Origin of the sequence: Micromonospora sp. RTGN7 (assembly GCF_033804645.1) — a bacterium.
Taxonomy (GTDB): Bacteria; Actinomycetota; Actinomycetes; order Mycobacteriales; family Micromonosporaceae; genus Micromonospora.
The window spans coordinates 148,123-166,886 of record NZ_JAPZLF010000003.1 but is presented as its reverse complement, the minus strand read 5'-3'; the positions used below and the strand labels follow the sequence as shown (position 1 = coordinate 166,886).

Sequence of the window (18,764 nt, the reverse complement as noted above, 5' to 3'; positions counted from 1 at the left end):
GGTTGGGTGGGTGGGGGCCGGTAGCCTCAGGCGATGTCGAGCAGCGAGGCGTCGGACGGGCGGTCGGTGGCGACGGCGTTCATCACGGGCGGTGGCGGCTTCACTTTCGAAGACCGTGTTGGTGCGTGGCTCGCCGCTGGGATGGCCGCTGGCGAGATGCCGCTGGGCGTCGGGGTGGCGGTCCCGGTGGAGGTGCGGTTCCAGGGCGGTGCGTCGGGTTTCTTCCTCGACGATATGGTTGTCACCGGTGACGCGGCCCGCAGGCCGCGGTGGTCGGCGTCGGTGAAGTCCTTCGACATGTTGACCGGGGCCAGGCTGCACACGGAGTTCGTGCAGGCCGCTTGGCGCGACATTCTCGCCGACAGGTTCCGGCCCGCTGCAGACCGGGTCGGCCTGGTGTCAGGGTCAGCGGCGCAGGGCACTTGGGTCGAGCTCGGGGAGTTGATCGGGGAAGCCGCCGCCGACCAGGCTGGGATCGCCTCGCGGATCGGCGTGCCTGGCGCGTTCAACGAGGCGAAGCGCTCGCTGTGGGAGTCGGCGAAGTGTCCGACTGAGCTCGCCGAGCAGCGCGGGGTCAACGTGGACTCCTCTCCCGCCCGGCTGCTGGCCTTGCTTCTTCCTCTGCGTCTGGATTTCCTCACCCCTACTTCGCAGGCGATCTCGGACGCGATCCGGTGGTGCCGCGCCGCGCTCGTGCCGCAGCAGGCCGGGAGGGTCGTGGATCTGTGGACGGCGCTGCTCGAGGTGGTTGCCGACCTGCGGCCCAGAGGCGGGGCAGTCACCTGGCAGCTTCTGGCTGAGCGACTGGGCGGGCAGTTCGCGTTTCAGCTGCGTCCGGATGTCGCCCCCGACTGGAGCCTTCTCGCCACGCACACCGCCAGCATGACGGCCCGGGTCCGGGACCGGCTCGGCGACGACGTGGTCTTGGCCCGTGAGGACGTGACCGCCGTGCTCGCCAACGCCGGGGCGGTCAGCGTGCTGTCCGGGCCGTCGGGCTGCGGCAAGACCGTGGCCGCCAAGAGGTGGCTGGCCGCCCCGGGCACGCACCAGGCGGTGTGGCTGTCGGCTGCGGACCTGGAGGCCGGCGTCGGCGCGCGACTCAGGCTGACCCGGGGCCTGGAGGAGGTCCTGACGCTTGCCTCCGGAGAGGTCCGCCTCGTCGTCGACGGCCTCGACCGGGTCTACACCGACGAGCCGTTCGCCGTGACGGCCGCCCTGGCACGCCTCGCCGCCGCCACCGGCGGTCGGATCCGATTGTTGATCACCTCGCAGCAAGCGGAGTTCCCCCGAGTGTCGGAGCACCTTGTGCAGGCCAACGGCCCGCGGGCCGCCCCGCTCGTGATGGGGGACCTGTCTGACGCCGACGTCAATCTGGTGTTGCGCGGGCATCCGGACCTGGCTGCGGTGGTCGTCGCCGGTGGGCTCCGTGGTGTCCTTCGACGCCCGAAGGTCCTCGACCTGGTGCTGCGGATGCCCGGGGCTACGGTTGCCGCTATTCGTGACGAGCCGTCGATCGCTGGCTTGTGGTGGCAGCGGCTGGCTGGCGCGGGCCCGAACGGCGCCACCTGCCAGACGTTGCTGCGGCGAATCGCCGTCGAGCAGGCCGACCGTCTGCGGGCCCACTCTCCCCTGGACGACCTCCCGGTCGACGCCGTTGGGCTCGTTGACCAGCTGCGCGTCGATGGGATTCTCTCCGAGGTCGACGGCCGGGTCTCCTTCACCCACGACCTGTTCGACGACTGGACGCTGTTGCACTACCTGCGCTCCCGTGACGACGTCATCGGCGTGATCGCGGAGAAGGCGGCGCTGCCGTCGTGGCACCGAGCCATCCGCCTGTATGCCGCCGGCGTGCTCCGCGAGCACGGTGTCGACCGATGGGAGGCCGACCGGACTGCGCTGGACGCCGCTGACCAGCCGCTCGTGGCGGACTTGTACCTCGACGCGGTGTTCTACGCCCACGACGCCGACCGGCTTCTGGGCGAACTGTGGTCGCGCCTCGCCGCCGACAGCGCTCTGCTGGCACGGCTGCTGCGCAGGTTCAGGTTCTCCGCGACCGTGCCGGACTTCGGTTGGATCACTGTGCTCGCCGACACGCCGGACGTGGCGGTGTACGCCGCCGCGCAGTCGCGGCTGCCGGTATGGCCGCTGTGGCTCCCGGTCCTGCGCGTCTTGGCGGCGGAGCATGAGACCGCGGTCGCCACGGCCGCCACGGGGGTCGCCGCGATCGCCGACCTGTGGCTGCGACACGCTCCCGACACGTGGCCGGCCCGCGATCAGGCTGCTGTGATCGGCCTGGCGGTCGGACGACACATCGTCGCGCACATCGACGGCGGAGGCTTTTTCGACGACACGGTCGAGGCGGTGCTGTGGCGGTGCGTCATCGCCGCCGGCGCGGTCGAACCCGACGCCGTCGCCACCTTCCTTGACGCGCTGCTGCCCCCTGTTGACAGCCAGCTCGAGCACAGGGGCCAGGTCAGGGGCCGCCAGCGTCGCGGCCAGACGGGACTCCGTGCAGCCTTGCTGGACGTCGACACCGTGATGCCGTTGCTGCCGGCGTCCGCGCAGCTGGCCCGGGACCTGGTGCTGCGAGCAGCCGTCAACTCCGACTATCATCACCGCCACTACTCGCACCACCGGCTGCGTGACGGCCTCGGCATCGCCAGCGCCCCGCGCTCCTTCGATCCGATCCCCGAGTCCGGGCCGTTCCGCGCGATGCTCATCAACGCCGAACCGCAAGGCGTCGACCTCGTGCTCGCCCTCGTCGAACGAGCCACCACCCATTGGACACGCACCCGCAACGCCCCAATGCCAGGCGGCCAGGAACCCGCACAGGAGCGGCCGGCATTCGAGCTGCTCATCGACGGCGCGCCCGTCGCGCTGGTCGGTGACGCCACAGTCCTGGCCTGGAGCAACGGTGGCCACCGGGTACCGGACATCCTGGCGGCGGCGATGATGGCCCTGGAGGCTCACCTCTACCAGGCCCTCGACGACGGCCGCGACATCACCACGCTCCTCTCCCAGCTCACCGGCAGCCGATCGGTCGCGACGTGGGGGCTGCTCGCCGACATCGCTCGCCACACTCCTGCACTGCTGGAAGGCCCGCTTGCGCCCCTGGTCACCAGCGCCGACCTGCTCGATCACGACCGGATGAGCGTGCAGATGCACTCCTTCAGTTTGCTCCCGCTCGTCATGAATCCCACCCGAGCGATGCGAGCCCGCAAGTGGCAAACCATGGACCACCGCAAGACCCCGCTCCTGCACCTGGTGCACCTGGGCGCATTCGTCACCCGCCGGCTCACCGAGCAGCTCACCGCCGCCCGAGAGCACTGGGCCGCGACAGACGCGCACCGATGGCGGGAGATGCTCGCCGCGACCGACATCGCGAACTACCACGCCGTCCGCGCCACGGACGGAAAACCCTACCTCGTATACACCCCGCCGGCGGCCCTTGAGGAAGAAGCCCGCGAGATACGGAACCACCTCGACCGCGATCGCGCCTGGATGATGTTCGCCCACACCATGCGCCGCAACATCACCGACCATGTCCGCCCCAGCGACACCGAGCTCGAGGAGCAGTGGGCCATCGTCCAGCCCCAACTCGACGCTCTCGCCCCGGACGCTGAGTCGCCGAGCTCGATCAGCAGTGTGGAGGACCTGCGATGCGGGTACGCGGCATGGCTGGTGCTGTGCGCCCGCGACTGGCTGCGGAACCACCCCGAACGTGAGACGTGGTGCAAGACCGTGCTGCTGCGCCCCCTCACCGACCCGGCCGCCACGTGGTGCCACGCATACCCTGACAGCCCCTCCGACGATGAATGGGACGTCTTCTGCGCCGAAGGGCTCACCGCCCTGTGGGCCGAGACCCCCGACGACGTCACCGTGCGCGCCGCCATCGCACGGCTGCTGCTCGTTGCGCGTCGCCTCACCCTCACCACCGTGATGCGAACCGCCGCCGCACACCCCCACCTCGCCGACGACCTGCGCCGGCTCGAGCACCTGACGCTGCACCGCGCGCGGCTGTCGATGTGGGACCACGACATCGACCCATACTTTGAAGAAGCCGACGACCTCGACTTCGACACCGACCCGGAGGAAGCCGATGGACTCGACGTGGACCAAGAGGACGACGAGCCCGGTCACGGCCCGATCGACGACCTCCCGGAGCTGGGGGCGGCCGCCGAGGCCGCATTCGACGCCTTTGCCAACGGCAGCCTGCCCGCCGAGGTTCCCCGGCTGGCGGACTGGATCGCCACTACCCTCGCGACCAGATTCCCCGACGCCCGCGACGACCGCTCCCGCATACTGCGCACCCTCGACCTCGGCTACCTCGTCGCCTCCCGCCCGCACTTCGCAACCCTTGCTGCTGCGGCGGATACGCGCACGCGAGCCCGGGCGGTCGAGTTCGCCGCCGACCTCGCGACGTTCCTCGCCTCCGGGCTGACCCCGACCCCGGCCGCCAATCGTTCCCCCCGCTACCCCAACGACGAGGAACGTCGTGCTCTTGAGCTACTCGCCGACGTCACGATCAGCGCCAACGCCGCACAGGCCCGGACGATCTGGGAGCCGATCCTCACCCTCGGCGCCACCGCCTCCTCCTGGGTGGACAACTACCTGAGCCAGGTCTGGAAGACCGCCTGCGCGAAGGACCCGTGGCCAGCAGCCTTCCCCACCCTGGTCGCAGACATGCTCGACTTCGCCACCACCGCCAGCACCTGGCAGGGCCGCTCCGGCACCGGCGTCCTGGCGCTCGCCGTCGCCGGCCTCGGCAAGTGGGGGCACTCGCCGGTCAGCGAGCAGCAGACAGCCGCCATCCGCGCAGCCGTGCCGGCGTGGTCTACGTGGTTCGGCGAGCACATGGGCCACGACGACTTCGCCTACGCGGCCGTCCGCTTCTTTCAAGAGCCGGCCGCGGCAGCGTTCGTCCACGACGCCGTCGGCTGGCTCGCCGACCACGAACGTTCCTCCGACCCCACCAGTAAGCGGTTGGATACCGCAGTCACCGAGTTCCTGGTCACCATCTCCACTCGCACCCCGAACCCGCTGCGCGGCTCCGGCCCCACCCCGGACAACGGCCGGCAACTCCTCGCCCGCCTCCACGGTCGAGGCAACGCCGTGGCCGGCCAGCTCCTCAACAGCCTGACCTGACCGCATCCCACCACCGGCCAGCCACATTGGCGTTTGTCCAGGCAACGGCGGTGGGCCTGAGCCGGCTTGACGGACATCCCAGCTCAGAGGGGCTGTGTGCTCCTCGGGAGGATGTTCATCATGTAGACATGGGTAAGAAGCCGCGCCGGCCTCGTAGGCGTGCATGCCGGAGATTCAAGGCCAAGATCGTCGAGGTGTGCAGGCGCGGGGCCGGACGGTTGGTCAGGTCGCGAAGGATTTCGACCTGACCAAGACCGTGGTGCGGGACTGGGGGGAAGCAGCCGACCTTGATGCCGGTACCAGCGGGCCGACGGCCTCACCAGCAATGAGCGCGTCGACATCCTGAAACGGGGCTATGCGGAGCCCTGACGGCGTAGTAGCGGCTGGTGCCACGCCGGAGGCACCTCGGGCGTCCTTGCTTCATCACCCTCGATGAACGGCACCCCCTCCGAGCGCAGGAGGTCAGGCCGGCAATCGTGGAAGTGGCCGAGTCCTGCGGAGGGCCGCATCGTTGTCTATCCATATCGACGGCTGCAGCTGTTAGCGAAGCCTCGACATGGGGAGGGTCCTGATGCAGTACGCGCCGGAGTTGAACGGTCCTGACCTGCTCGGCTGGTGGCTCCGGCAGCCGGACCAGCGAGGCCGCCTACGGACACGGCGCCCGACATCACCAGATCCCGTGGGTATACGGTTCGCGTTCTACGGGCGGATGTCGACCCGAGACTTCCAGGATCGGTTGTCGTCGGCGCGGTGGCAGCGCGACTTCGCCGAGGAGATGATCGACGGGCGGGGCGTGATCGTGGCCGACTTCTTCGACGTCGGTGTCTCGCGGCAGGTGCCCTGGCCACGTCGCCCGCAAGCCGCGCGGTTGCTTGCAGCCCTGGCCGATCCCGACCGCGGGTTCGACGCGGTGGTCGTGGGCGAGTTCGAGCGGGCCTTCTACGGCAACCAGTTCCGCGACCTCGCGCCGCTGTTCAAGCTGTACGGGGTGCAACTGTGGCTGCCCGAGGTCAACGGCCCGGTCGACGCCGGCAACGAGCTTCACCTGTCACTACTGGCCCTGCTCGGCGTGCACTCCAGGCGGGAGGTCCAGCGTTCGCGGTTTCGGGCGAAGGCGGCCATGTGCGCCCAGGTGATCGAGCAAGGCCGTCATCTCGGCGGCCGGCCGCCGTACGGGTACCGCCTCGTGGCGGCAGGACCGCACCCGAACCCGGCCCACGCCAAGTGGGGACGCGTGGCCCACCGACTGGAACCCGACCCCTCCACCGCGCCGCACGTGCAGTGGATGTTCACCCAACGCCTCACCGGGCGCAGCGTCGCCGTGATCACCCGCGACCTCAACGACCGGCACGTCCCATGCCCGTCCAGCGTTGACCCCGACCGCAACCCGCACCGCAGCGGTACGGGATGGACACTGCGCACGGTGGCGTCGATCCTGGCCAACCCTCGCTACACCGGCCGGCAAGTCTGGAACCGGCAGCACACCGACCGCGGCCCGCTCGACTCCGCCGATGATCTGCTCGGTCAATCGGAGGTACGGCGTTGGAACCTGATGCAACAGTGGGTCATCTCCCGGGACCTCGCGCATCCGCCGCTGGTCAGCGAACACGACTTCGTCGCCGCCCAAAAGGCCGACGCCCGGCCCGCACCGGCCGACAACGAAAGCGGACGCTACCTGCTCACCGGACTGATCCGCTGCCAGGAATGCGGACGGATCCTCGACGCCCACTGGGTCAACAAGCACGCCGCCTACCGCTGCCGCCACGGCCACCGCAGCACCTCAACAGGTGACGCGCCCCGGCCACGCAACGTCTACATCCACGAAGCCAAAGCAATCACACAATTCGCCGAGTGGATCGGCATCCCTGCCGCCGACCCCCACACGGTCACCGACGCGCTACTCGAACACGAGCTCCACGTCACCTGCGCGATCGGCGGGACACTGACCATCACAAAGATCTCCGAGACGGCCACCACGCATCGACTACCCGCGATCCCGCGCCAGCGCAGGTCAGCAGAAACCCCCACCGAGTCGCTTCATCTACCGTGAAGACCACCCGTGGGGGTTAACGTGTCCGAGGGGGGACTTGAACCCCCACGCCCTATACGGGCACTAGCACCTCAAGCTAGCGCGTCTGCCATTCCGCCACCCGGACCTACTCGCCCAGCCTACCGTGTCGACCGGAGGTGGCCTAACCACCGTCGGCCGCCCCGGAGGGCTGCACGGGGCATTACTTTACACGGCCCAGGTGGATCATGCACATCACCTTCCCACCCACCCGTTAGCCCAGGTCAGAGGGCTGGCAACGGCTCCAAAGCGGCATGATCGGTGGGGCGGGTGGCGTCGGCCCGCCCTCTCCGGGCAGCATGACTGTTGTGTCGCAGCCCTCTCCCCTGGCCGCCCTCCAGCACCGGGCGCTCGCTCAACGCTCCGCCGGCGACCTCGCCGGGGCTCGTCGGCTGCTGGACGACGCGCTCGTACCGCTCCGGGCGAGCTACGGCGAGGACCATCCGGAGGTGCTGCACAGCGCGCACCTGCTGGCCCGCCTGCACCGCGAGGCCGACGACCTGACCGGTGCGCGGCGCGTACTGGAGGAGGCTCTCGCGGCCGGCGAGCGGCGATGGCATCCCGCCGACCCGCTGATGCTCGCGCTCTCCCTCGACCTCGCCTCGGTCTCCGAGGAGCTGGGCAACCGGCACGAGGCCCGTCGTCACTACTCCCGGGTCGCCAGCGCCGGGCCCGCCGTGCTCGGCGCGGACCATCCGGCGGTACGCGAAGCGCGGCACTACCTCAGTGGCGCACCCGGGTCGGCCGGACCCGTCCCGCAGCCCGACCCGTTCACCGCTCAACCGGGCCCGCCCGCCCCTCAACCCGGCCCGCCCAGGCCGCAGCCCGACCCATCCGCGCCCCGGCCCCCGGCCCAGCGTGGTCCCGAGCCGCAGCGTGCGCCGGCGACGCAGGGGGCCACGCCCGCGCCCCGGACTCTCCCTCCCCCGCAGCAGGCCGCTCCCCGCCTGAACCTGCCGCCTGGGCAGCCCGCGCCACCGTGGGCGGGGGCCCCGGCGGCTCCGCTTCCGGCGGCGCAGGTCCCGGCTCCCCCGTCCCCGACCCCCGGCGCCCGGCCCACGCCATCACCGCAGCAGCCGTACCCACCGGCGGTGCCGGCCCCGCGTCCCCCGGCCGGCGACAGCCGGCCGACGTCCGCCCCACCGGCGCCCCGCCCACGACCGGCCGAGCCCGCCGCACGCCAGCCCGTCGAGCCGACGCCACCGCCCGGTCCGACCCGCGGTTGGGACAAGCCCACCATTCCGGTACGACAGATCGACGCGCTCCTCCTGGAGGAGGCCGCCCGAACGGCCGGTGCGCAGGCCGCGCCGGTCAGCGGCGGACCGATGGCTCCAGCGAGTGGGCCGCCGGTGAGCGGCACCCCGATGAGTGGCAGCTTCGCGCCGCCTCCGCCGCCGGCTCCAACGGCCGACCCGGCTCCGGAAGTCGAATCGATCCGTCCGGCCGTCGACCCGGCGGAGGCCGGCCCGGTGTCGACGTGGCCCCGGTCAGACGCCCGGCAGGCGTCACCCGGACGGTCGGCCGAGCACGACGGGTCGGCCGAGCCGGGGCGGCAGGGGCAGGCGTGGCACGAGCAGCAGGGTTGGCGGGACGGCGACGACTACCCGTCGCCGCAGGAGGCCTGGCAGACGGCGTACCCGGAGGTGGGGAAGGCCGGGCGCGGCCGGACGGTGGTCGGCGTCGCGGTGGTGGTGGCCCTGGTGGTGCTCGCGGCCCTGGTCGGCGTCGCCGTGCTGGTCTTCGGCCGCGACTCGGCGGCTCCCCCGGCGGCGACGCCGCCGTCAGCGACGCCCGGCCCGACGCTGAGCGGTCCCCCGCCGGGTGACCTGAAGCTGCGCGACGACAGCAGCACGATCACCCTCACCTGGTCGGATCCGTCGTCCGGCGCGGTGCCGTTCGTGGTGGCCGGTGGGCGGGCCGGGAAGCAGCTGGGGGTGATCGCAACGGTGGACCCGGGGCGGACGAGCCACACGGTCAACGGCCTCAACGCCCGGGTGGACTACTGCTTCACCGTGCTCGCGGTCTACTCCACCGACACGTTCGCCACCTCCGGGCAGGTCTGCACGGAGCGGAACCCGACCGCGACCCCGCGCTGACCGGTCGTCCACAGCGCACACGCTGGGTGTCCACACTGGGACAGTGCGGGTTTCCCCTGTCTCAGCGTGGCCATATGATGGCACCCGGCTCCGGGGAGGGTCGCCGGTGACCGGCACGTCGCCGGGCAGGACGACACGGGAGGCAGCCGCTTGTGGCCACCATCGACGACGCCGTGAGCACCGGGCCGGCCGCCCCTCGCCGTCGCTGGAGGGGTGGCCTGGTCACCATCGGCACGGTGGCGGCGCTGCTGGCCGCGATGGGGCTCACCGTCCTCGGGCTGGGTGCCGCCGACAACGCGGTGGCCAACTACGACGCCAGCAGTTGGCTGTGGAGCGCGACGCGCAGCGAAATGGCCCGGGTCAACGGCGTTACCGCCCGGGTGGACACCCGGGTGGAGATCCCCGAGGCCCGCCGGCACCCGATGCAGGTCATCCAGACCGACCGGCTGCTGATCCTGCGCGATCTGCACACCGGGCAGGTCAGCTCGCTGGACCTGGCCACCCTCCAGATCACCGCCACCACCCGGACCACCCCCGGCCTGGGCGTCAACGTGGCGCTGCACGAGGACGCCGCGTTCGTGGTGGACGCCGTGCAGGGCATCGTCCGGCAGCTCGACCCGCGTTCGCTGGCCCCGGTCGGCGAGCCGGTGCGCTACCTGCCGGGCATCACCGGTGGGGCGTTCGACGGGAAGGGCCGGCTCTGGATCGCCGTCCCCGCGGAGGGCACCGTCTCCGCAGTCACGGCGGCGAAGCTGCCGGCCGAGCCCGCCTCGGCCGCGCCGGCCGACGCCGGTCTCAGTCCCAAGAAGATCGAGACGTACGAGATCGCCGATCCCGCCCACGAGCTGGTCGTCTCCACGCTGGACGACGGGGTGGCGATCCTCGACCGCACGGCCGGGACGCTGGTGCGGGTGCAGCGGGGCGAGGTCAGCCGGGCGCCGCTGACGATCGCGGGGCCGGGCACCCTGCCGGCACGGACCAGCGGGCCCAAGGTGCCGGTGACGGTGCCCGGTGACCGCACGGTGCACGTGATCGGTGCCGGCGGCGAGGAGCGGTCGTTCACCGTGCCGGGCCGTGGCGACAAGCTTGGCCCCGCCGTGGCCTGGGCGGATCGTTACTACTGCGCCGACGAGGCCACCGGCACGGTGTACTCCTTCGACGCCGGCGGGCAGCTCGTCAACACCATCGGCGGTAAGGGCTCGACCGGCCCGCTCGAGTTGGAGGTGCGGGAGAACCGCCTGTTCATCAACGCGCCGGACTCGTCGACCGCCCGGGTGGTCGACGACAAGCACCAGGTCCGCGACGTCGACAAGTACGCCAACGACGTGCTCGGGGGCGACCCGCCGCCGGTGCCCCCGCCGCCGCCCCCGCCGAAGAAGCCGAAGGTGGGCAAGCCGAGCGCGCCGGGCAGCGTCACCGCCTCGGCCGGCAACGCGCAGGCCCGGGTGGGTTGGCGGCCGGCCGCCGCGAACGGCGCCGAGATCATCCGGTACGTGGTGGAGGGTGCCGGCCAGCGTCGGGAGGTGGGCGCCAACCAGCGGTCGGTGGAAATCACCGGTCTGACCAACGGCGAGACGTACCGGTTCTCGGTGCACGCGGTGAATGCCAAGGGTGACGGCCCGGCGCGCACCAGCAACCCGGTCATGCCGACCGCGGCGGTGCCGGACCCGCCGGCCAGCGCCACGGCGGAGGCCCGCCCGGACGGCACGGTGCTGGTGCGGTGGCCGGCCGCGGACGGCCAGGGCAACACCATCGCGAAGTACGCGGTGACGGCAACCTCGGCCGGCGCGAACGCCCCGGCCGGGGAGTCGCGGCAGACCGAGCTGGTGGTGCCGGCCGGCGAGCTGGATTACGGCACGCAGTACGCGTTCACCGTCGTTGCGGTCAACGACCGGGGCGCCGGTTCGACGGCCTCCCCGGTGAGCAACACCGTGGTGCCGTTCGCCGCGCCCGGCCGGCCGGTGGACCTGCGGGCGGCGACCGTGCCGGAGAAGCCGGGCGCGGTGGCGGTGCAGTGGGCACCGGCACCGGCCAACGGCCGCCCGGTCACGAAATACCTGGTGGATGTGGGCGGCCGCGCGAGCGAGGTGACCGACACCCGGGCCACCGTGGACGGCCTGGGCGACGGGCAGAACGTCACCGTGACGGTGCGGGCGGTCAACGAGGCCGGTCCCGGCCCGGAGGCCACCGCCACCGCGCGCACGGTCGCCGAGCCCCGGGTCACCGTCACCGGCTCGTCGGCGACGGCCACGGCGGTCACGGTGGCCTTCACCGTGGACGCCGGGGGCGGGAAGGCGACCTGCACGGTCAGCGTCCCGGGCAAGGCGCCCGTCACCGCGAGGAACTGCGCCAGCGCGACCGTGTCGGGCCTGGCCCCGGGCACGAAGTACACGGCCACGGTGACCGCGAGCAACGCCGCCGGCCGGGGCACCGCGACCCGGGCGCAGGGCACCGACGCGCTCTACGGGATCGCGACCTGCAACAACGGGCCCGCCGACGACCAGCGGACGTACTGCGACAAGGAAGTGGACGGCCGCAACGGCAACGAGGTCTTCAAGGTCGCCCGGCAGGACGACGACCAGCAGGCCGGCTGGGCCAAGCCGGGCCGGCGGCTGAAGGCGTACTGCCGCGTGAAGGGCGAGGACGTCGACTCCTACGTCTACAACGACCAGAAGCGGAGCACCTGGTGGGTGCGGGTGGAGTTCGAGGGGAAGAACTACATCCCCTGGGCCTGGCTCAACCTCGAGGGCGGCGACAACATCAACGTCCTGCCCACCTGCTGACCGCGCCACCAGGCAAGGAGCACCACCGTGAACACCCAAGAACCGCTCACCCATCCGGAGGTGCAGGGCTTCGCCGCCCTCGCCGCCCGGCTGGCGGAGAACGTCAACTCGGTGGTGCTGGGCAAGCCGCAGGTGGTCCGGCTGGCGCTGACGGCGCTGTTCGCGCAGGGGCACGTGCTGCTGGAGGACGTGCCGGGGGTGGGCAAGACCACCCTGGCCCGGGCGATCGCCGCCACCGTCGAGGGGCGGTGGCGGCGCATCCAGTTCACCCCGGACCTGCTCCCCTCCGACGTGTCCGGGGTGACGATCTTCAACCAGGCCACCCGGGGCTTCGAGTTCCACCCGGGGCCGGTGTTCGCCAACATCGTCATCGCCGACGAGATCAACCGGGCGTCGCCGAAGACCCAGTCGGCGCTGCTGGAGGTGATGGAGGAGCGCACCGTCACCGTGGACGGGGTCCGGCACCCGGTGCCGCAGCCGTTCCTGGTGGTGGCGACGCAGAACCCGGTGGAGATGGACGGCACGTACCGGCTGCCGGAGGCGCAGCTGGACCGGTTCCTGGTGAAGCTCTCCATCGGCTACCCCGACGAGGCGGTCGAGGTGGAGGTGCTGCGCGGGGCGACGGTCCGCTCCCCCGAGGCGCTGTCCGCGATCACCGACACCGACACGGTCGGCGAGATGGTGCAGGTGGCCCGGCGGGTGCACATCGCCGAGCCGCTGTACGCGTACGCGGTCCGGCTGGCCGCGGCGACCCGCAGCCATCCGCAGGTGCGGGTGGGGGTGAGCCCTCGGGGGGTGATCGCGCTGACCCGGGCGGCGTGCGCGTACGCGCTGATCGACGGGCGGGGCTGGATCATGCCGGAGGACCTGAAGGCACTGACCGAGCCGGTCTTCGCGCACCGGCTGCTACTCACCTCGGACGCGCAGGTGCGCGGGGTGACCGCCGCCGAGGTGCTGCGCCAGGCGGTGGCCTCGGTGCCGGTGCCGCTGCCGTCGGGTCAGGTCGTCCCGGCCCCGGCCCAGGGCTGAGTCGGGCCGTACAGACGTGGGGATCACCGCCCGGGGCGTCGGGCTGCTCGTGGCCGCCGTGGCGCTGCTCGTCACCGGGTTCCGGTTCGCGTACCCGGAGCTGATGCTGCTCGGCGTGGCGGCCGCCGTCGCGGTCGGGTACGCCCTGCTGGTGGCGCTGTGGCGGCCCCGGCTGGCGGTGACCCGGCACGCCGACCCGGACCGGGTGTCGCGGGGCGCACCGGCGCGGATGGTGCTGACGGTGCGCAACGTGGGGCGGCTGCGGGCGGCGAACCTGCTGGCCGAGGACCGCTGCGGCGACCGGGGCGTGCCGGTGCCGGTGCTGCGGCTGCGCCCGGGGCGGGACACCACGGTCGGCTACGACGTGCCGACCGACCGGCGGGGGGTGGTGCCGGTCGGGCCGCTGCGGGTGACCCGGCGCGACCCGCTCGGGCTGGTGGCGCTGGCCCGCTCGTACGCGGGGACGGTGCCGGTGTGGGTGCACCCGCGCGTCCACCCGCTGACGGCGGTGCCGACCGGGGCGGGGCGCAGCCTCGACGGCCGGGTGGACGGGGTGCCGCACGGGTCGATCACCTTCGACTCGCTGCGGCAGTACGTGGTCGGCGATGAGCTGCGCCGGGTGCACTGGCGCACCAGCGCCCGGGTGGGCGAGCTGATGGTGCGGGAGAACGTGGACACCAGTCTGCCCCGGATCGTGGTGCTGCTGGACGACCGGGCCGCCGCCCACCCCGACCCGGAGTCGTTCGAGTCGGCCTGCGAGGCGGCGGCGTCGGTGCTGACGGCGGCGCTGCGCGCCGACCTGCCGGTGGTGCTGCTGCTGGTCGCGGCGGAGCGGCCCACCGAGGACGGGGCGGGGGCGCCGACCGGTGATCGACCGCGCGCGCGGTCGGCGGGACGGCCGAGCACCCGGTTCGCGGAGCGAATGAGCACACCGGTCGCGAAACGTCTGCGCGGCCGGGTCGCCGCGCCGGCTGCCGGAGAGCCGGTCGACGCGGGCAGCGGGCCGTTGGACCGGCTCGCCGCCGTGCGGCTGGACGCCGGGGACGCCGGGTCGGCGCTGCGCGCCGCGACGGCCCGGCTGCGTCAGCAACGGCTCGGCGACACGTTGGTCTTCCTCACCGGGCCGGATGGCCGGGGCGACCTGGGGCACCTCGGTGCGCTGCGCGGGGCGTACCCGTCGGTGCTGGTGGGGGTGTTCGGGGCGGCGACCCGGCCGGCGCCCTCCGCCCCGGCCGGGATGGTGGTCGTCGACGCGGCCGACGCGGCCGCGTTCGCGGCCGAGTGGGACAGGGTCCGCCGGTGGTGAGGGTGCTCCGGGCATTGCGGGCCGTGCCGCTTCCGCTCGCCCTGGTCACGATGGTCGCGCTGACCGGTGTGGTGCTCGGCCGGGTGTACGCGGGGGGCCTGCTGACCCGACTGGTGGTGCTCGCGGCAGCCGGCTCGGTGCTGGTCAGCGTGGCCGCCAGGCGGCTGCCGTCCTGGCTGGTCGCGCCGCTGTCGGTGGCCGCCATGGCGGGCTTCACGGCGTGGTCGCTGAAGTTGTCCGCCGACGCCGCCGGGCTGCCGGGTTCGCTGGCCGAGGTGTCGGCGGACGCGGCGCGCAACGGCATCCCCCGGCTGCTGACCGCGATGATCCCGGTCGAGCCGACCCCGGACACCGTGCTGGTGCCGCTGGTCGCGGTGTGGCTGGCCGGGCTGGCGGCTGCGGAGGTGGCGCTGCGGGCGGGCCGGGTGCTGCTGGGGTGCCTGCCGCCGACGCTGCTCTATGCCGGGGCGGTGTACGTGGTCGGGCCGAACGCGGACCCGGCGATCTGGCCGACGGTGGCCTTCGCGGCGACCGCCGCGCTCGGGTTGGCCGTGCCGTCCAAGGGGCCGGGTCCGTCGGGCCCGGACCCGACCGCCGGGCTGGCTCCCGGGGCACGGGCGGCGGTACGGGCCCGGCTCGCCGCGACCGCCGCCGCCGGGCTGGTCGTGGTGGTGGGGCTGGCCGCCCTGCTCGGTCCGGTGCTGGCCGGGCAGATCGACAAGCGGCCGGTGGACCCCCGGCGGTACGTGGAGCCACCGCAGGTGGAGTCGTTGGACGAGAACCCGCTGATCCGGATCTCCGGCTGGGCGCTGAACCCGGAGCAGAAGCTGCTGGAGGTAGAGACGCGGCGCCCCGACGCCCGCTCGGACGGCCCAGACCCAGACCCGTCAGCGTCAGGCGATCCGACGGGCGACGGCGATGCGGGCGACGGCGGCCCGGGCGACGGTGACGGCCCCGGGGGCGGTGACGAGCGGCGGTCGGTGCGGATCCGGCTGGCGGTGCTCAGCGACTACGACGGGGTGACCTGGCGGGTCGGTGCGACGTACCGCAACGCAGGCCGGATCCTCCCGGCGGTCGAGCCGGCGCCCGGGGCGACGGTGGAGACGGTCCGGCAGGAGATCACCGTCGCGGACCTGAGCGGTCGGCTGCTGCCCGCGGTGGCCACCCCGCGCGAGGTCAGCGGCGCCCGGGTGGCGTACGACCCGCAGACGGGGACGCTGATCCGGCCGGAGGGGCTGACGCCGGGGCTGCGGTACGCGGTCACCTCGACGGCCGAACGGCCGGACGACAACCTGCTCGGCATGGCCGACGTGCCGGCCGGGGAGGAGGTTGCCCGGGTGCTGCGGGTGGCCGACGGGGTGCCCGACCCGGTGCGCCGCCTCGCCGCCCAACTCGCCGAGGAGAACGGCGCACCGTACGCGCGGGCGGCGGCGATCGAGCAGTTCCTCGCCGAGCACTACCGGATGGTGGCGGATGCGCCGAGCGGGCACGCGTACCCGAATCTGAACTTCTTCCTCTTCGGACCGCGCAACGCGGGCGGCCAGCGGGGCACCTCCGAGCAGTTCGCGGCGGCGTTCGCCGTGCTGGGCAGGTTGACCGGGCTGCCGACCCGGGTGGTGGTGGGCTTCCGTGCCGCCGGCGACGGTCCGGTCCGGGCCGGCGACGCGTACGCCTGGCCGGAGGTGCTCTTCTCCGGCCTCGGCTGGGTGCCGTTCGACCCGCTGCCCCGGCCCGATGACGAGCCGCGCCCGGTGGAGGAGGACTTCCGCCCGAAGCCGGAGGATCCGCCCCCGTCGGAAATGCCGGAGCCGACGGTCGAGCCGACCGCGACGCCGGAGCCGGTGGCCGGGCCGGGCGGGCCGGCCGAGGCTGGTGGCCCGTCGACGGCGCTGCTGGTGGGCGGCGCGACGGGCGGCACGTTGCTGCTGGTCGTGGCCGCGCTGCTCACGCTGCTGCTGATGCGCCGGGCGCGGACCCGTGAGCGGCTGGAACGGGGCGACCCCGGCCAGCGGATCGCCGGCGCCTGGCGGGAGGTCACCGACGCGCTGCGGCTGGCCGGCCGGCCGGTCGGTGGCGACCTCTCCGCCTCCGAGGTCGCCGCCCATGCCCACCGGGCCGTCACCGACGCCGGTGCCGGACCCACGTCCGTCCCGGCCGCCGACGCCGGTGCCGCCCCGGCAGGCGTTGGCCCACCAGGCACCACGGCAGGTGCCGGGGGACTCGACGCACGGCTGACGGAGCTGGCCGGTCTGCTCAATCAGATGGCCTTCGCCCCCGGCACGGCCACTGCCGAGCAGGCCGCCCGGGCCGTCGCGACCGCCAACGACTACGTCGCCGCGCTGCGCGCCGGCCGCCCCCGATGGCGCCGCCTCCTCTGGTCCGTCCACCCCGGCCCGCTCCGCTGGCACCACTGAGCCCGCACCAACCGGGCCGCGAGTGGGATTACGGTCGAGCGACGGCAGTGCGCGGGGCCGCGACGCGGCGAAGCTAGGAGCGGAGGCGACGGACGAGCTTGCGGAGGCCGGACTGCCAGCCGTCCGGGTCCTCCGCCCTGCGCCGGGCGTAGTCGGCGACCTCGGGGTGCGGGAGGATGAGGAAGCGCTCCTCGGCGAGGCCGGCGACCACCGAGTCGGCGACCTGGTCCGCGGTGAGCACCGGGCCGGACGCGGCGATGACCCGGGCGCCCAGGTGGCCGGTGGCCAGGCCGTCGGCGAGCATCGGCGTGTCCACCCCCTGCGGGCAGAGCGCGCTGATCCGGACCCCCTCGTCGCGGTAGGTGATGGAGAGCCATTCGGCAAAGCCGACGGCGGCGTGCTTGGTCGCGGCGTACGGGGCGTCGCCGACGGAGGTCAGCACGCCCGCCGCCGAGCAGGTGTGCAGCAGGTAGCCGCTGCCCCGGGCGAGCATCGCCGGAAGCACCGCCCGGGCGGCGTAGACGTGGGAGAGCACGTTCACCCGCCAGAGCCGATCCCAGCCGGCGTCGTCGACCTCCATCCCACCGCCGGAGATGACACCCGCGTTCGCGCAGAACAGGTCGATCCGCCCGTACCGCCGCTCAGTGTCGGCGACCAGCGCGCGGACCTGCTCCTCGTCGGTCACGTCCAGCTCGACGGCGTGGGCGACCGGGCCGACGCGGTCGGCCACCGCGCGGGCCGCGTCGACGTCGAGGTCGGCCACCACCACGGCGGCGGCCCCCTCGGCGGCGAAACGGCGGGCCAGGGCGGAGCCGATGCCGCCGGCCCCGCCGGTGATCACCACGATCCGGTCGGTCAGGTTCACCGCGGCTCGCCCCCGCCCAGGCGCGCGATCAGGTCACCCAGCGCCGCCGCGCCGCCGCCGGCCAGCTCGGGGGTGGGCAGCAGGGCCAGCACCGGTACGTCCACACCGGCGTCGGCGTACCGGCGGACCTGCTCGCGGCAGTGCTCGGGCGAGCCGTGCAGCACCAGCGCATCGACGACCTCGTCGGGCACGGCGGCCCCCGCCCCGCGCCGGTCGCCGGCCGCCCAGGCCCGCCACATCGGCTCCAGCGTCTCCGCCCGGCCCAGCCAGCGGTGGAACTGCGCGTACGCGGGCACGGAGAGGTAACTGGTGATCAGTCGGCGGCCGAGTGCGCGGGCATGCGCGGCATCGGAGGTGGGACAGACGAAGATCCGGGTCACCACCTCGAACCCGTCCCGCCGCTGCCCCAGCTCGGCGAGGACGGTCGGCACGTCGTCGGCGGCGAGCCAGTTGAGGATCACCCCGTCCGCCTCGGCCGCGGCCAGCCGCAACATTCCCGGTCGCAGGGCGGCCAGCAGCAGCGCCGGCGGCACGGCGGGCGGCCGGTCCAGGGTGAACCGGCGCACCGCGAAGGTGTCGTACGCGCCGTCGACGCTCTGCCCGGCCAGGGCGGCCCGCAGGAAGCGCAGCACGTCCCGGGTGCGCTTGAAGGGCTCGTCGAAGGGCACGCCGTTCCAGTCCTGGACCACCACCGGCGAGGACGCGCCGATGCCGAGCGCGAACCGGCCGGGGGCGGCCTCGGCGAGCGCGGCGGCACTCATCGCCAGCAGTCCCGGCCCCCGGGTGAAGACCGGGGCGATCGCGGTGCCGAGCCGCAGGCCGGGCTGCCAGGCGGCGGCAAGCGCCAGCGGAGTGAACGCGTCGGCCCCGTTCACCTCGGACGACCAGACGTCGGTGAAGCCCGCCTCGTGCAGGGCCGCGTAGACGGCGGCGTGGTCGACCAGCGGAATGCCACTGAGCGGCACGGTCATGCCCCATCGATTCGTCACCGGTCGATCCTGCCCGCTGCCCGGGCTTCTCGGCAAGGCGCCGCCGGGTGGCCCGACGGCGCTAACCTC

Annotated in this window: 9 protein-coding genes and 1 tRNA gene; 7 read left to right on the top strand and 3 right to left on the bottom strand. The window is 73.4% G+C overall.

Annotation, left to right across the window (positions count from 1 at the left end):
• The first annotated feature begins 33 nt into the window (after positions 1 to 33).
• Both SNR22_RS06190 and SNR22_RS06185 read left to right on the top strand, forming a co-directional pair.
• A complete protein-coding gene (locus SNR22_RS06190) occupies positions 34 to 5,145 on the top strand; it encodes a hypothetical protein (protein WP_320065486.1) in 5,112 nt (1,703 codons plus the stop codon).
• Between the two features lie 679 nt (positions 5,146 to 5,824).
• The gene (locus SNR22_RS06185) at positions 5,825 to 7,195 is read left to right on the top strand and encodes a recombinase family protein (RefSeq protein WP_320065485.1); all 1,371 of its coding nucleotides are present in this window, start codon (positions 5,825 to 5,827) and stop codon (positions 7,193 to 7,195) included.
• 22 nt (positions 7,196 to 7,217) lie between these two features.
• Here SNR22_RS06185 and SNR22_RS06180 read toward each other — a convergent pair.
• A tRNA-Leu gene (locus SNR22_RS06180) sits at positions 7,218 to 7,301 on the bottom strand.
• 220 nt (positions 7,302 to 7,521) lie between these two features.
• Here SNR22_RS06180 and SNR22_RS06175 point away from each other — a divergent pair.
• From SNR22_RS06175 to SNR22_RS06155, 5 genes are all read left to right on the top strand, one after another.
• A complete protein-coding gene (locus SNR22_RS06175; RefSeq protein WP_320065484.1) occupies positions 7,522 to 9,309 on the top strand; it encodes a fibronectin type III domain-containing protein in 1,788 nt (595 codons plus the stop codon).
• A gap of 152 nt (positions 9,310 to 9,461) precedes the next feature.
• The gene (locus SNR22_RS06170) at positions 9,462 to 12,092 is read left to right on the top strand and encodes a fibronectin type III domain-containing protein (RefSeq protein WP_320065483.1); all 2,631 of its coding nucleotides are present in this window, start codon (positions 9,462 to 9,464) and stop codon (positions 12,090 to 12,092) included.
• A 27-nt stretch (positions 12,093 to 12,119) separates the two neighbouring features.
• Complete coding sequence (locus SNR22_RS06165) at positions 12,120 to 13,121, top strand: MoxR family ATPase (RefSeq protein WP_320065482.1); 1,002 nt, start codon at positions 12,120 to 12,122, stop codon at positions 13,119 to 13,121.
• Between the two features lie 16 nt (positions 13,122 to 13,137).
• On the top strand, positions 13,138 to 14,427 hold the full coding sequence (locus tag SNR22_RS06160) for a DUF58 domain-containing protein (protein WP_320065481.1): 1,290 nt from the start codon (positions 13,138 to 13,140) through the stop codon (positions 14,425 to 14,427).
• A complete protein-coding gene (locus SNR22_RS06155) occupies positions 14,403 to 16,841 on the top strand; it encodes a transglutaminaseTgpA domain-containing protein (protein ID WP_413775599.1) in 2,439 nt (812 codons plus the stop codon). The genes SNR22_RS06160 and SNR22_RS06155 overlap by 25 nt, the downstream gene beginning before the upstream one ends.
• Before the next feature lie 73 nt (positions 16,842 to 16,914).
• On the opposite strand, the gene SNR22_RS06150 is transcribed toward SNR22_RS06155, so the two are convergent.
• Complete coding sequence (locus tag SNR22_RS06150; RefSeq protein ID WP_320065480.1) at positions 16,915 to 17,706, bottom strand: SDR family oxidoreductase; 792 nt, start codon at positions 17,704 to 17,706, stop codon at positions 16,915 to 16,917.
• Positions 17,703 to 18,677: an LLM class F420-dependent oxidoreductase gene (locus SNR22_RS06145; protein WP_320065647.1), complete on the bottom strand. Its 975-nt coding sequence runs from the start codon at positions 18,675 to 18,677 to the stop codon at positions 17,703 to 17,705. Before SNR22_RS06145 ends, SNR22_RS06150 begins: the two co-directional genes overlap by 4 nt.
• Between the last annotated feature and the right edge of the window lie 87 nt (positions 18,678 to 18,764).